Annotated in this window: 8 protein-coding genes; 4 read left to right on the top strand and 4 right to left on the bottom strand. The window is 40.6% G+C overall.

Annotated elements, in window-relative coordinates:
* Positions 1–189: 189 nt before the first annotated feature.
* Positions 190–1,887, bottom strand: a complete 1,698-nt coding sequence (locus ACE1CI_RS19450; protein ID WP_413262003.1) for a vanadium-dependent haloperoxidase — start codon at positions 1,885–1,887, stop codon at positions 190–192.
* A gap of 420 nt (positions 1,888–2,307) precedes the next feature.
* On the opposite strand from ACE1CI_RS19450, the gene cobM reads away from it, so the two are divergent.
* From cobM to ACE1CI_RS19470, 4 genes are all read left to right on the top strand, one after another.
* Entirely contained in the window at positions 2,308–3,126 is an 819-nt protein-coding gene (cobM, locus tag ACE1CI_RS19455; protein WP_413262004.1) for a precorrin-4 C(11)-methyltransferase, read from the top strand.
* Positions 3,127–3,447: 321 nt separating this feature from the next.
* Positions 3,448–4,845, top strand: coding sequence for an oxygen-independent coproporphyrinogen III oxidase (gene hemN, locus ACE1CI_RS19460; RefSeq protein WP_413262005.1), 1,398 nt, complete (start codon positions 3,448–3,450; stop codon positions 4,843–4,845).
* Between the two features lie 169 nt (positions 4,846–5,014).
* Positions 5,015–5,209 (top strand): hypothetical protein, encoded by a 195-nt coding sequence (locus tag ACE1CI_RS19465; RefSeq protein WP_413262006.1) that lies wholly within the window; start codon positions 5,015–5,017, stop codon positions 5,207–5,209.
* An 11-nt stretch (positions 5,210–5,220) separates the two neighbouring features.
* Positions 5,221–5,415 (top strand): RNA-binding S4 domain-containing protein, encoded by a 195-nt coding sequence (locus tag ACE1CI_RS19470; protein ID WP_413262007.1) that lies wholly within the window; start codon positions 5,221–5,223, stop codon positions 5,413–5,415.
* A 12-nt stretch (positions 5,416–5,427) separates the two neighbouring features.
* On the opposite strand, the gene ACE1CI_RS19475 is transcribed toward ACE1CI_RS19470, so the two are convergent.
* The 3 genes from ACE1CI_RS19475 to ACE1CI_RS19485 all read right to left on the bottom strand — a co-directional run bounded on the left by ACE1CI_RS19475 (position 5,428) and on the right by ACE1CI_RS19485 (position 16,419).
* Entirely contained in the window at positions 5,428–11,388 is a 5,961-nt protein-coding gene (locus ACE1CI_RS19475) for an amino acid adenylation domain-containing protein (RefSeq protein WP_496615583.1), read from the bottom strand.
* Positions 11,385–14,696, bottom strand: coding sequence for a non-ribosomal peptide synthetase (locus ACE1CI_RS19480; RefSeq protein WP_413262009.1), 3,312 nt, complete (start codon positions 14,694–14,696; stop codon positions 11,385–11,387). Before ACE1CI_RS19480 ends, ACE1CI_RS19475 begins: the two co-directional genes overlap by 4 nt.
* Before the next feature lie 136 nt (positions 14,697–14,832).
* Positions 14,833–16,419 (bottom strand): S8 family peptidase, encoded by a 1,587-nt coding sequence (locus tag ACE1CI_RS19485; protein WP_413262010.1) that lies wholly within the window; start codon positions 16,417–16,419, stop codon positions 14,833–14,835.
* Between the last annotated feature and the right edge of the window lie 77 nt (positions 16,420–16,496).

Here is a 16,496-nt window from a genome sequence, read left to right on the forward strand (position 1 = left end):
TTACGACTGAAGTCGTTACAACAAACAACTAAATAACTCAAGTTGCTAGTTACAAGTCTGGCTCTTTCTTAGCCCCCCTTATTAAGGGGGGTTGGGGGGATCTAAACGTAGTCATCACAACCGAAGATCCCCCCTAACCCCCCTTAATAAGGGGGGAACTCCGAAAGAATTAATAACTAGCAACTTGCGTTAAATACTAATGGTTGTGCCATCAAATTTGGTGAGAGAGAAGTTGAAGTTTTCGTTGTAAGATGTTTTTTGCTCTTGGAGAATACCGATCGCGATCGCTTCACCCAATTTCAAAGATTCAGTGTAATCAGTGCGCCAGTGAACGCCAGCAGCATTGCGACCAATAGCAATATTAGCTGCTAGTTTATTTAACTCACCACCAACGGTTAACTTACCTTTATCTGCACCATTGTAATCAACTAAACAAGTACCATCATCACTGGCAATAACGGGATTTTCGATCGGGAAAGATTCATCAAACCACGCTTTTAAAATGGTTACACAAGCACCAGCAACTGTAGCGTGTCCTGCACCATAAGCGGGATGAGTTGGCGAACCTTCGGGAAATGCCATTGGTAATAAATATGTACCGTTATTTGGGAAATATTTACTCAATAAACCAGTTTGGAGGGAATCTAAGATTTCGCGATCGATCATCGGATACAATTTTCTATCACTTTTTAGATGAAAATGTACCCGACCACCAAATTCTTCTGGGCGCAGTCGGCGATGGACAAACCACTTTTGATACCAGACAGCTTTTAGTGCTCTGGTTGCTACTTCAGTAACCAGACTGAGAATATGTGGCCCGCCAAAAGTACCAAAACCAATTTGATTAACTGAGTCTACATAAGGGTTGCCGCGATCAACAGGAAATTCAAACTTTTTGCCGCCTACTCCTCTCATTTCTAGAGGAAGTATACCTGTCATTTTCTTTTCTTTCATTTCTGAGAGTAAGTATAGGCAAGCATTCAGATAAGCTTCATACAAAGCATCAAAATGAACGTAGGTTGCTAAATCGCGCAAGTTGCGAATAAACAAAGGTTTCTTTTCAAATTCATCTTGACCGCTAGTATCAACGCCGCTTTGTACTTTCCGCCAAGAATCTTCATCAGTCATGTAATCTTTGCCAGCGATCGCAGTTTTTTGGCGTTGATCGATTCTCAAAGTACCGTAGCGAATATAGCCATCTTTTTCAGTGTAATTTAATGCTTTATCGCTATTACCTTTGAGCAAAAATTGAGAAATATAAGGCCCTACTAAATCCCCAGGCGCAGAACCACGAAACAAGGTAGCAGGAGTAACTTTACCATTTTTATCTTTGGGACCACGAAAATCAGAAAACTCTTTAGACATCGACTCCGCAGCGAGACTAACCTTTTGCTTAATCTCGTCATTATCTCCGTAGGCATCATTGCTGTCAAAATACTTGCTATGTACATCCCGCAGTAATGCCATCCAATAAAGTTCCCCCATTTCCGCAGAATTTTCGGCACTATCAATGCGAGGTGCTGGTGGAATGGCAAGTGCGTGGGAATCTGGCCCTTCTAAATCAAAAGCTAGTCCTGCTTGCGGATTGGTAAATTTGCGAGTTCCCCCCAAAGGGATTTTTTCAAAGTCGTCAGGGTTGCCGCTAGCTAAAGCTTTGAGTAACATTCGATAAGCTTTAGGATCTACCTCGCCTAATTCAGGGCGATCGGTGTTGCGAGGTAAACCTTTGGTAAAATTGGCGATATAGTTAAGCTGATTGTCTGAATTACGGTAAGTTGACTCTTCACCATTATTTATGTGTTCGGGGTGCGATCGCAAAAAAGCTTCTTCTGCTGCATCTTGGCGAATTTTCCGCGCTTTAGCACGACGAGTATATGCGTTTTCCATGAATTTTCTAACCTAATTTTAAAGTTAAGCTTGTCTAGTACTTTGTTTTTTACAGAGACAATCAATTTAATTCTGGAAGATTTACAGAAGTTCTGACAGTACCCTCTCCGGGTACTCTTACTTTAAACTGTTGCCTAAAACTAGCATTCCCTAGCATTTGTTAGACCAAGCTTAGGTGCTTTCCCTACCTTAGTTGTGGCATTATCTATAGAATGGTGGACGTTTTTCTGGGTCTGATTATTTGTGATTAGCTAAATTTTCTAAATTAGTTACCATCTACAAAAAAAGAAGCCCTAGAGAGGAATCCCTCCAAGGCTTAACCAGGGTGCATCTACCACTTACTATTTCTCTATATATACTTAGTGATCCGGAATGATTTCTTCTGATAAGTCTCAAACTGAAATATGCTTGGAAAGGGTTATGAAACCTTTACCACCAGCAGTTTACATTGTCGGTGCAGGCCCAGGCGACCCAGATTTATTGACTGTGAAAGCACAAAAAATTTTGGCGCAAGCTGATGTAATCTTATTTGCTGATTCTTTAGTACCAAAGCAAATTTTACAGGGTGTTCGTCCTGATGTAGAAATTATCCCGACGGCGAACAAAACTTTGGAAGATATTTTACCTGTGATGATTTCACGGGTGCAAAATGGTAAATCTGTTGTGCGTCTGCATTCGGGAGATCCTTGCCTTTACGGTGCTGTACACGAACAAATCGAAAGTTTAGCAGAGGCAAATATTCCCTTTGAAATAATACCGGGAATTAGTGCTTTTCAGTTAGCAGCAGCTAAACTCAATGTTGAATTAACGGTACCGGAATTAGTTCAAACTATTATTTTGACTCGGATGAGTGGCAATGCTTCCGCAGTCCCAGAAACGGAAGAATTAGCTTCTTTAGCAGCACATAAAGCAAGTTTGTGTCTTTACCTGAGTGCGCGAATGGTGGAAGCAGCACAAACTAAATTAATGGCACATTATTCTGCTGATACACCAGTAGCAATTTGTTTCCGTTTAGGTTGGCCTGATGAAAGGATTTTAGTAGTTCCTTTGCATCAAATGGCAGAAGTAACTCAGCAAGAAAATTTAATTCGTACTACTCTTTATGTGATTAGTCCGGCTTTGGGTGAGGTGGGGAAAGTGCGATTGCGCGAAGCGCAGCGCCAAAGGCGATCGAAACTTTATCACCCAGAACATTCTCATATTTTCCGACCAAAGAGGGGACTGGGGACTAGGGACTAGGGATTGGGGAGATGGGGAGATGGGGAGATGGGGAGATGGGGAGATGGGGAGAAAGAGGAAAATTCATTAACTCAAAACTCAAAACTCAGAACTCAAAACTTTCCCAGTACCCAGTCCCCAGTACCCGAAAGAGAGCCATATCCGCCAGATCCCCGACTTCTTGAAGAAGTCGGGGATCTGTGGTTCATTATTAAGTTTTGCAACTTGTTGTTTGGCTAATTTATCCATAGCTATAGAGTGATTAAAGATAAAAATTTGCTGAAACCATTATTCGGCAAGTGTTTGATGGGAAATTGTACTTATTAGAGATTTGTGGAGAATATGAAACTGCTATCGCAAGCTGTGGAATTTGACTTTAATTTGCTGAGAAAGTACGATCGCTCAGTACCCAGATATACAAGTTATCCACCTGCAACGGAATTAAAAGAAGATTTTCGGGAAATTGATTTTAAAGCAGCGATCGCAGTTGGTAATTACAAAAATACTCCTTTGTCGCTGTATTGTCATATTCCTTTTTGTGAGTCTCCCTGCTATTTTTGCGGTTGTAATACGGTGATTACGCAACGTAAAGAAGTAGCAGAACCTTATTTAGATTATATTGGACGCGATATCGAAAGAATTGCGGAGTTAGTCGATCGCGATCGACAAGTGCAACAACTTCATTGGGGTGGAGGTACGCCTAATTATTTGTCTCCCCAACAAGTTGAGAAGCTTTGGACTAAGATTAATGACAATTTTCAATTAGCTTCGGAAGCGGAAGTTTCGATCGAAGTTAATCCCCGGTTTTTAGATAGAAATTATATTTTTCATTTGCGCGATTTGGGATTTAACCGGATTAGTTTTGGCGTTCAAGACTTCGATCCCAGAGTGCAGGAAGCAGTTAATCGTATTCAAACAGAAGCGATGTTGTTTGAAACGATGGAATGGATACGAGAAGCTGGGTTTGAAAGTGTCAATGTTGATTTAATTTATGGATTGCCTTATCAAACATTAGAAACTTTTGAAAATACGATTTCCAAAACTCTGAAACTCAATCCCGATCGCATTGCTGTTTTCAATTTTGCTTATGTACCTTGGATCAAACCAATTCAGAAACAATTGCCTCAAGATTCATTGCCATTAGCTTTAGAAAAACTGAGCATTTTACAAATGACAATTGAAGAATTAACCGCTAATGGTTATGTATTTATTGGCATGGATCACTTTGCTAAACCTGATGATGAATTAGCGATCGCGCAAAGAGAAGGAGAACTACACCGGAACTTCCAAGGATACACTACCAAACCAGAATCAGATTTACTAAGTTTTGGCATGACATCTATTAGTATGTTGCAGGATGTTTATGTACAAAATCACAAGCGTTTGAAAAGGTATTATCAAGCAATTGATAATCGAGAATTTCCCATTGAACGGGGTGTTAGGCTGACAAAAGATGACATTATCCGTCGCTCTATCATTATGGAATTAATGTGCCAATTCCAACTTGACAAACATGATGTTGAAGAGAAATATCATCTCAGCTTTGACATGGATTTTGAAGAGTATTTTGCTCAAGAACGTTACGATTTACGCTTGCTAGAAGCCGATGGATTAGTTCACATTTCGCACAATAAAATTCAAGTCACACCAAACGGAAGATTATTGATTAGAAACATTGCTTCAGCTTTTGATAAGTACTTGAGAAACCAGCAAATTGGACGATTTTCTAAGGCAGTTTAATTTGGGGACTGGGGACTGGGGACTAGGGACTGGGATTTCTCGTAAATCAAGCATTTCACGAATTAATCAGGTTTACTTATCACCATAAGTAAGAGACAGCCTGTTTTTTCTGAAGAACATTGAGCTAAATTAGCGAGAAAGACCTACTTTATCCTGAAGTTCCCCAACTATGAGTGCTACTAAAATTGACTCAGTTGTTACCATTCGCCAGTTTACCTTAGCCGTGTTCTATAACGCATCTACCGAAGCATGGCAGTTTCGCATTCTCAGTCCCGGTGGAGAAGTGTTTGGATTCAATAAAATTTACTTTTCACCAGAAGCGGCGTTAAAAGCTGGATTAGAGTGGATTGGTACAGGAAATTAACCGGGGTAACCATGACAGATCAAACAATTAAGCTTGACCAATTTTTGAAGTTAAAGGGAATCGCGTCAACTGGTGGACAAGCAAAGCTGATGATTCAATCAGGTGAAGTGAAAGTAAATGGTAGCCCAGAAACGCGACGCGGACGACAATTAGTGAAGGGCGATCGCGTCACCGTAGCAGATAAAACTTTTATAGTCGAGTTATGATTTGCTCTGTGTTTATAACAAATATTGCCCAAGTTTTTCAGCTAGGGTTTGAACATGAGGTTGTTTTAACAAAGATAGGTGATTTCCGGGTATTTGATGCAGTTGAATGTCACTTGCTAATGTACTCCAGCCTAAAGTTCGATCGCCTTTAACAGAATCAATTTGTTCAGCAGCTTTAAATACTGTAATCCGTTTGGAGTAATTTTGTGGTACATATTGGTAAGCGGCTTGAGCGTTAGCATAAAAGATTTTTAGCATGGGTGCGATCGCAGATTCATCTAACAACTTTAATCGGGATTCTTCGGAAAGCAAACGCCCGATCGCAGACCATTGCCAACGATTTGTGGCAAGTGCGCCATAGTCCAGCAAAAATGGTAGCACAGACCAGAGTGCAGTTCCCAAGAGAAACTTGAGACTTTGCAAAAAAGATGGTTTATTGCTGGGTGCTGGTGTATCAATAATTGCTAAAAGCCCGATTTTTTGTCCTGCTTTTGTTAATTGTTGTGCCATTTCAAAGGCAACTAACCCACCAAAAGACCATCCTCCGAGAAAATAAGGGCCTTGCGGTTGAATGGTTTTAATTGCTTGAATGTAGTAGGATGCGATCGCTTCAATTTGATTTAAAGGCGAAGTTTTTCCATCTAATCCTAATGGTTGTAATCCATAAAAACTGCGATCGCTACCTAAATAATGCGCCAGTTCCAGATAGGGAAACACAACTCCAAACATGGGATGTACGCAGAAAAAGGGTTGTTTGTTTCCCCCAAGAGTTAAGGGAACTAGAGGCGATCTATTAGCTGGAGATTTTTGAAAGTCGAGGGGTTGAAGAATTTGATAATTTTGCTTGAGTAGCGTTGATTGTGCAGATTGTTGTGCTAGAGACGATCGCTTGTGACGGTAAGCAGAACGATCGAGTCGAACTAAAGGAGGAATTTTTGGGGTTAAAGTGGTGTCGCGTAAGGTTTCTAGGATGGGGGCTAGTTGCGCGATCGTTGGTGCTTCAAAGAGACTTTTTAAAGGTAGTTCGATGCCAAAAAGATCGCGCACGCGGGAAGTCATTTGTGTTGCTAAAAGGGAATGTCCTCCTAATTCAAAAAAGTTGTCGTGAATATTTACGTTTTTGAGTCGCAAGAGTTCTTTCCAAATATCAGTAAGGGTTGATTCTGTTGGGGTTAATTTTGCGATTTCTTTATTTGGTTGCTCAATGGGATTTTCAGCGAGAGTAGGGAGGATTTGGCGATCGACTTTTCCATTAGTAGTCAAAGGTAGCGTTTCTAATGGCACAAAAGCGAAAGGTATCATGTAATCGGGTAAACTTTGTTTCAGATGATCGCGGAGTTCAGGAATAAGTTGACGGGCAAATTGAGACTGGAGTGGTTCATTTGTGTAGTGATGCCAGGATTGATTCAGTTGTTCAGGAATGGCAAAATTAACTGTTTTATTAACGCCATGACGAATGAATAACACATCATAGTTACCTGTTTGAGTTTCAGTTGACCAAGTAATTTCTATATTGTAAGGCAGTACCTTTTCTAAATCCCACCAATCTTGAGGATCGATTCCCTTTTCAGTAGAATCCTCCAACATTTCTCGCATTCGGACGACTGTTTTTGGAGCTTCTTTATTTCCTAGCAAATTTGCAATTTTAACAGTAGAATTTACCCGACTATTTATAACATTTTTAATTATCAATAATTCTGGTTGAGTCTCTATTAGTTTATCTTTAATCTCTGCTAGATCCCCGACTTCTTCAAGAAGTCGGGGATCTAGTACTTCTTGAAGAAGTCGGGGATCTGTTCGCAGCAAAACATTATAGCGAAACTGGGTCATTTCATTGTGATTTCGACCGCGTGAAAGCCGAATTTGTACTTGCTGAATTTGGGGAAATCGATCGCGCAAAGCATAAAATAATCGCGGATCGATCGCTAATTCCGGTTCGGAAAATTGCGAGCGATTTACTAATTGCTGGAGTTGACTTTTTTCCATTGTTGCATCTGCTTGACAAAAATGCACCCAAGTATGAAAAGCTGTTAGTAAAGGCAAACTTCGGACATCGCCAATAAACAAAACGCCACCGGGAGCGAGTGTTTGAATTGCACCATCAATTACTTGCATTAAATAATCGACACTGGGGAAATATTGGACGATCGAATTCAAAATTACCACATCAAATGATGCTCGATCGATACCTTCAAAATCAGTTGCCATTCGGTGCAGTAATTCGACTTGAGGTAAATTGCAATTACTTAATTGATTCTGAATAGTTTCCAAAGCAACCATTGAAAAGTCTGTGGCTAAATACTTTTCACAATGAGGCGCAATTAGAAATAGTAATAATCCTGTACCACAACCAATTTCTAAGACTCGTTTGGGTTTAAGGGCGAGAATTTGGTCAACGCGATCGCTCACCCATTCTTGCATTTGTTCCACAGGAATTGGTTCGCCAGTATAGCTACTATTCCAACCTGTAATATTAAAGTTTTGAGTTTGATTTTTGGGTTGATAAGTTTGGTTATAAAGAGTTTGCCAATGTTGAATTTGTTGGGTTTGTAGCGATTGTAAAACATTTTGCTGAAAATGTTCGAGATCGAGGCTAAAGTAAGCGATTAAACGCATTTGATCAGAGGTAATAACCACCGCATCTCTAATAGCTGGATGGCATTTTAACGTCGCTTCAATTTCGCCTAATTCTACTCGAAAACCTCTGATTTTAATTTGGTTATCGACTCTTCCAAGAAATTCGATCGCACCATCATTGCAGTAACGAGCGCGATCGCCAGTCCTGTAAAGTTTTGTGTTTTGAATTTTGAGTTTTGAGTTTAAGAATTCAAGATTAATAAATCTTTCTTCTGTTAACTCTGGGCGATTAAGATAACCACGCGCAATTCCTACGCCGCCAATGTATAATTCGCCTGGAATACCAACCGGAACGGGATGCAAATTAGCATCAAGAATATAAACTTGGGTATTGAGGATTGGACGACCAATTTTTAAAGGATTATCGCCGGGAAAAAGTTCGGCAACGGTTGCCCAAATAGTAGTTTCTGTGGGCCCGTAAGCGTTGAAAAAGTGACGATTTTTCGCCCAGCGATCGATCGCTTGACTTGAGCAACTTTCTCCACCTGTAATTAATACTTGAAGTGCTGGAAGTTCCGCAGATGGTAAAACAGCTAAAACTGCTGGAGTTAGCAAAGCATGAGTAATCGCGTTATCTTGAAGAAATTGCACTAATTCCATTCCCGGTAGTTGGGCAGATTTGGGTGGAATATATAAAGTACTACCAGAACCTAATGCTAAAGCAATCTCGAAAATTGACGCATCAAAACTTAGAGAACTGAATTGCAAAATTCGGCTATTTCGAGATGAATGAAAGACGTTTTTTTGTGCCTCAACGACATTGCATAAACCGCGATGAGTCAGAAGAACTCCTTTCGGTTTACCTGTAGAACCTGAAGTGTAAATTACATAAGCAAGATTGTCAGGAGTTAGGGTTAGATCCCCCCTGCCCCCCTTAATAATTAGATCCCCCCTGCCCCCCTTAATAAGGGGGGTATCATGAGGTAGAGAATCTGATCGATCGAGACAAAGTATTTGTGCTGGTGATGTTGGTAAAGATTCAACTAACCAGGATTGAGTTAATAGAATCGAAACCTGTGTATCAGTTAACATGAAATGAAGCCGATCGCGAGGATAATTAGGATCGAGTGGCACATAAGCACCACCAGCTTTAAGAATTCCCAAAATCCCAATTACCATATCAGCAGATCGTTCTACACATAACCCAACCAAAGTATCTGCTTGCACTCCCATTTGTCTCAAAATTTGTGCTAGTCGATCGGCTTTTTGATTAAGTTCTTTGTAAGTGAGCGAATTATTTTCTGATACAATTGCGATCGCCTCTGGATCTGATTCAACTTGTGCCTCAAATATTTGATGAAAACAGCATGATATCGATCCCCCTAAATCCCCCTTAAAAAGGGGGACTTTGAATTCCGTTTCCCCCTTAAAAAGGGGGACTTTGAATTCCGTTTCCCCCTTAAAAAGGGGGACTTTGAATTCCGTTTCCCCCTTAAAAAGGGGGACTTTGAATTCCGTTTCCCCCTTAAAAAGGGGGACTTTGAATTCCGTTTCCCCCTTAAAAAGGGGGACTTTGAATTCCGTTTCCCCCTTAAAAAGGGGGACTTTGAATTCCGTTTCCCCCTTAAAAAGGGGGACTTTGAATTCCGTTTCCCTCTTAACAAGGGGGACTTTGAATTCCGTTTCCCCCTTGACAAAGGGTTCATTGAATCTGGTTCCCCCCTTGTTAAGGGGGGTTAGGGGGGATCGATTCCATTCGACAACAATTTGCTGATATTCTGCGATCGTCAGTAAAGGTAAATCTGAAAGATGAGTGTCGGGATTAGCAACAATGCCTTCGAGTAACGTTTGAAAATGTTCGACTAAACGTTGAATTCGATCGCGATCGAACAAATCCGTACTATAAGAAATAAAACCACTTAATCCTTCCTCAGATTGCCATAAATTTCCCAATCCTTGAGTAGATTGCCACAAGTGAACCTCTAAATCAAATCGGGTACTTCCTGACTCATAACGTGCAGGTTCTAACTTCAAACCTGGCAATTTTAATGGTTGAATGGGGGCATTTTGCAGGGCAAAAGCAACTTGAAATAAGGGATTATGACTGAGATTTCGATCGGGCTCTAATTCTTCTACTAATTTTTCAAAGGGTAAATCTTGATGGGTGTATGCTTCCAAAGCTACATTCCGAACGCGATCGAGTAATTCCCGAAAGGTAGGATTACCAGATAAATCCGAACGCATCACCAAACTATTAACAAAAAAGCCAATTAATCCTTCTAACTCACTGCGATGACGGTTGGCAATGGGAGATCCGATCGCAATATCAACCTGCCCAGTATAACGATAAAGCAAAGTTTGAAAAGCTGCCAACAAAGTCATAAATAACGATCCGCCTGACTGCTGACTCAAAGCTTCTAAACCTTGAGTGAGAGTAGGGGAAATATGCAGCCCAAAAGTTGCGCCTCGGTAAGTTTGAACAGATGGGCGGGGGCGATCGCTTGGCAGATCCAACACTGGCAAATCTTGTAATTGTTTACGCCAGTAAGCTAATTGTTCCTCTAAAACTTTCCCCTTTAACCAGTTACGTTGCCAGCAAGTAAAATCAGTATATTGAATAGGTAAAGCTGGTAATTCTGGTGTCTTTCCTTCAACAAATGCTGTGTAAAAACAAGCTAGTTCCCGAATCAGTACGCCCAAAGACCAACCATCAGCAACAATATGATGTAAAGTTAGCAATAAAACCGCTTCATTTGAGTCAAATTTTAACAATGTTACTCGCAAAAGTCGATCGGTTGTTAAGTTAAACGGACCTTGTGCTTCAGCTGTTGCTAATTGTTGACTAATACGTTCTCTGTCACTAACAGCAACCGTTGGCAAATTCACCACTGATAATTCAAATTTAACATCATTTTCAACACTTTGTACAGGTTGTCCATCAATGATTTTAAATGTAGTGCGAAGGGCAGAATGACGGCGTACAATTTCTTGAAACGATCGCTCTAATGCCCCTCGATCCAACTTCCCAATTAAGCGAATTGCCGCAGGTATATTATAAAAAGGATTGTCTGGTGCAAGTTGATATAAAAACCACAATCTCTGTTGAGCAAAAGAGAGGGGCAGAGGGGCAGAGGGGCAGAGGGGCAGAGGGGCAGAGGGGATAGAAGAATTTATTCTGTTCCCTTTCTTATCTTCTGCCTTTTGTTGATGCAAGTATGAGATGAGTTCGGTTTTGCGATCGACTAATTCTTGACGCAATTCAGCTGTTAGTATTCCTTCAGGGGCGTTACAACGCAAACGCATCTTTTCTGGAGAATGTTTTTCACCCTCAATAAATAGCTGAACATCCAAACTTTTGAGATGGGAAACAAATTCTGCGATCGTTCTAGTCATCATATTTCTATTTCCTCACGTCTGGGCGATCCCGATTTCAAAGTTTCGATTTTTTGGGCTAATTCTGCGATCGTTGGTGTTTCAAACACACTGCGTAAAGGTAATTCTACAGATAAGCGATCGCGAATCCGTGAAACAAGCTGAGTCGCCAGCAAGGAATGTCCTCCCAATTCAAAGAAATTATCATGAATTCCTATCTGTTTCCGCCCTAAAAGTTGCGTCCAAATTTCTGCTAAATATGCTTCCAAAGAACTTGTAGGTGCAATGTTTGGAGTGATTTCTGTTGCAACATTTAAGTTAGGAGGTGGTAGTGCTTTTTGATCTACTTTGCCATTAGCAGTAAGGGGTAAATTGTTTAATCTAACAAATGCCACAGGAAGCATATAAGCAGGTAATTTTGTTTTGAGAAACGATCGCAATTCTCTGACATCGCTTAGATCCCCGACTTCTTGAAGAAGTCGGGGATCTGGGGGATAGCATTTAGGAACAAAATAGGCAATTAACTGGCGTTCACTTTCCAACTCACGCACAATTACAACTGCTGTTTCTATCAGCGGATGTTGAGCAATAACTGTTTCAATTTCGCCCAACTCTACCCGAAATCCTCGAATCTTGATTTGATAATCTGTTCGTCCCAAAAACTCAAGATTGCCATCGGAACGGTAAAGAGCGCGATCGCCAGTCTTGTAAAGTTTTGCGGGTAGAGACGTTGTATACAACGTCTCTACAGCTTCGTTTTTTGATTTATAATTTATAAATCTTTCTGCTGTTAATTCTGGACGATTCAAATATCCTAATGCCAGTCCATCTCCGCCCAAATAAATTTCACCGTTCACACCTGTTGGAACTGGATTTAAGTTAGCATCTAACAGATAAACTTGAGTATTAGCAATTGCTTTTCCAATGGGAATTATTGTATAATTTTCTGGAATGTCTTGCACTTCGTACCAAGTAGAAAATGTGGTATTTTCAGTAGGGCCATAAACATGAATCAGATGTTGGGGTTTGCCTTGTTGCAGCACTGTTCGCACGCGATCGACATTCGCCATTTCACCGCCGAATAGCAGGTATTTTAGCGATCGAAAAGCAGCAGGAATCTGACTAACTGTTTGATTTAATAACGCCGTTGTCAAAAACAAAATACTAACTTGCTGTTGCTGTAATTCCGTAACAAAATCAATCGGTAAAAGCGTTGTCTCTCGCTCAATTCCAATTAATTGAGCACCGTTAAGTAATGCACCCCAAATTTCAAAGGTTGCCGCATCAAAGGCGAGGTTTGCTACTTGTGCAATGCGATCGCTTGGTTCTATCTGCACATAGTTTGTTTGACACACCAATCGATTTACTGCTCGATGGGGTATCATCACTCCTTTAGGTGTTCCAGTCGATCCAGAAGTGTAAATTATGTAGGCAAGCTGTTCACTTTTCCCAGGAATAGACAAGTTCTCATCTGACTCTTTAGCAATAAAATCCCATTCCCGTTCCAAACAAATTACTTTAGTTTTATCAGTTTGTAGTAAATCCGCCCAATTTTCGTGAGTTAATACCACTTGAATTCCGGCATCTTCCAGCATAAAATGTAGTCGTTCTGGAGGATAAGTCGGATCGAGGGGAACGTAAGCACCACCAGCTTTTAAAATTGCTAACATTGCAGCGATCGCCTCAACCCCACGTTCTAAACAAATTGCCACAGGCATTTCCGAACTAATGCCTAACTTTTGCAAATATCGTGCTAGTTGATTACTGCCTTGATTTAACTCTTGATAAGTGAATTGTTGCTTGCCGAATTTAAGAGCGATCGCACTAGGTCTTTCTCTAACCTGCACCTCAAATAATTGATGAATACATAAATTTGCTGGAAAATAGGATTGATTCCCTTGCCAAATCTGTAACAAATTTTCTTGTTCTTCTGTAGTTAATAATGAGAGTTGAGAAAGATGAGAATCTGGATTCGCTACAATGCTCTCTAATAATGTTTGAAAATGTTGTTTTAGAGATGCGATCGTAGTTGAATCAAATAAATCGCTGTTATAAACTATCAAACCACGCAATCCGTCAGAATGCTGCCAACCTTTACCCCACAAATTCCTGAAATTATCGCCACATTTCCAAAGATATAATTCCAAATCAAAACGCGCAGTTTTGGTTTCCAAATCTACGGGACTGAGAACTAATCCTGGTAATACTAATTGTTCGATCGGTGTATTTTGCAGCGCAAAGACAACTTGAAATAAGGGATTTTGACCCAAACTACGAACAGGTTGCAATTCTTCCACCAGTTTCTCAAATGGCAGATCTTGGTGAGAGTATGCTGCTAAAGTAACATCCCGGACTCGATCCAACAATTCGCGAAAAGTCGGATCGCCATCCAAATTGGTGCGTAACACTAAACTATTAACCAAAAACCCAATCAATCCCTCTAATTCGCTACGATGACGGTTGGCAATGGGAGATCCGATCGCAATATCCACCTGCCCCGTATAGCGATGCAACAAAGTCTGAAATGCCGCTAGCAGAGTCATGAACAGCGTTACACCCGCTTTTTGGCTTAAATTCTCCAAATCATCCAGCAACGATTGGGGCAACTCCAGTAATTGACTCGCACCCCGATGACTTTGCGCCCAAGAACGAGAAGCACCAGGCAAATTGAGAACAGGCACATCTTTTAACTGTTGTTTCCAGTAGAGCAACTGAGCATTCAACGCTTCTCCCTGCAACCATTCCCGCTGCCAGTGGGCAAAATCGGCGTATTGTATTGGTAATTGGGGTAAAGTAGCTGGCTTATTTTCCACCAACGCCCGATAAATTTCGCCCAACTCCCGAATCAAAACACCGCTTGACCATTCATCAAAAATAATGTGGTGCAATGCTATTAACAATAGATGTTCAGTATCATGCAATTGCCAGAGTCGAACGCGAAATAGTGGTTCTTTATCTAAATAAAAAGGTTGCTGAATCTCTTGCCAAATTTCAGCTAGTGCTGTTTCCTCCCGAATATTGGCTGGTAATACCTGTAAATTAGTAAATTTTAGTGGGACTTGCCAGTTAGTTGCGACTACCTGCATCAATTGCCCATCTACAACCTCAAACGTAGTGCGGAGGATTTCGTGACGGTGGATCAAGGCTTGGATGCTTTGATGGAGGTACGTTTGCTCTAGCGCACCCGTCAGCCGAAATACAAGCGGAATCACGTACAAAGCGTTTCCCGGAAGCAGTTGTTCAATAAACCATAAGCGCTGTTGAGCAAACGAGGCTGGAAAGATAAAAACTTCTTCCTCTAAACGCTCTCGATCGAGTTTGTTTGAAACCATTCACACCCATAGCTGTTCACACTCACTCTTTTATAAAGGTAAAACTCTCCCAAGAATTATGCTTTTAGATAGATTTTTCACGAAAACAGATCCCAAAACAGATCCCCGACTTCTTCAAGAAGTCGGGGATCTCAGTTTAGGCAAATAATCCTACTGGATTAGCTGTTGTAGTCAAGATATTTTCTAACAAAGTAGGTGATAGATTGGGATTGGCACTTAAAATCAAAGCAGCAGTTCCCGCTACATGAGGAGCAGCCATTGATGTCCCAGTTTTAGTTTCATATCGGTCAAAATCAGATGTGGAATAAACATCTACTCCTGGTGCAACTACATAATCGATCGGTGTAAAACCAGCATCGTTAGAAAAAGCAGGAATAACTTTATTGCGATCGACTGCGCCAACAGCAATGCCAAAATGAGTAGCATAACGACTTGGATATTCAGGCGCAAAATCGCGATCGTTTCCAGATGATGAAACAACAACAACACCTTTTTCAAAAGCATCTTTAATAGCTGCTGCTGTTTTGGGTAGAGTAGACGAACCACCCAAGCTTAAGTTGATTATTCTGGCTCCGTTATTAACAGCATAACGAATTCCGGCTGCGACATCATCATCAGTTCCAGAAGCGAGGTCATCTTCAGGGAATCTTTCGAGTACCTTTACTGGCATAATTTTGGCATTAAAAGCTACTCCTGTTGCACCGAAATTGTTATTTTCTGCCGCAATTATTCCTGCTACATGAGTACCGTGACCGTCTATATCTAACGGAGTGCTATCGTCAAAGACAAAATCCCAACCGCGAATATCATCAACAAAACCATTGCGATCGTCATCAATTCCATTTCCCGCAATTTCTCTGGTATTCACCCAAATATTATTATCTAAGTCAGGGTGGAAGTAATCAACTCCACTATCTATAACCGCTACTACAATTCCCTGTCCAGTAACACCTCTTTGCCAAACTTCTGGAGCTTTAATCATATCTAATCCCCAACTATCACCACCTAAATTGGGAACATCGGGGAAAGTGCTTTGTCCAGTTGCTTTAGCGACTGCTGCTGCTGCATTTACTAAACCATATCCGAATGTAGAATTAAAAGAAAATGGTGAATATTTACGTCTTTCTGCCAAAGCGTTTATTAGAAAATGTTCCCATAATTGACGGTTATTTAAAGCGGCTAAATCCCGATTGTTAGACTTATAAAAATTGAGGTCTACAAAGGGTGAAAATATGCGTCCTTCATTGATACCCGACTGGGATAGATGGTCAAATAACTGGCGATTATTTAAAGTTGCTAAATCGCCATTATTCGCTTTATAAAAATTGAGGTCAATAAATCTAGAAAAAACTCGCCGTTCATTCAAGCCAAAATTAGACAGGTGTTCTAAAAGTTTCGGTTTACTTAAGTTTAATCTAGCTAAATCAGGGTTACTATCTTCATAGAATTTTAGGTCTACAAAAGGTGAAAATCTCCGATTTTCTGACAAACCTACATTAGCCAAATGATTGAATAGTTCGGTATTTCCTAAGTTTCTTAGATCGCGGTTACTAGAGCGATAAAAATTTAAGTCGATGAAGGGTGAGAACGATCGCCCCTCTGCTATGCCAGCATTTCTCCAGTGTGCAAAAGCTTGTTGATTGTCCAAGCCAGCCAAATCAGGATTCTGAAATCGATAAAAATCAGCGTTAAATAGACTATTTAGCGCAGTGGAAGTAGACATAGATGATTCCCTCAAGAATTGACTAAAAAGCAAGTGTAAATCTTGATTTAATCTCTGATATGTCTGAAGGAATGTTA

The sequence above is a fragment of the Floridaenema flaviceps BLCC-F50 genome (assembly GCF_041929275.2).
Classification (GTDB): Bacteria; Cyanobacteriota; Cyanobacteriia; order Cyanobacteriales; family Aerosakkonemataceae; genus Floridanema; species Floridanema flaviceps.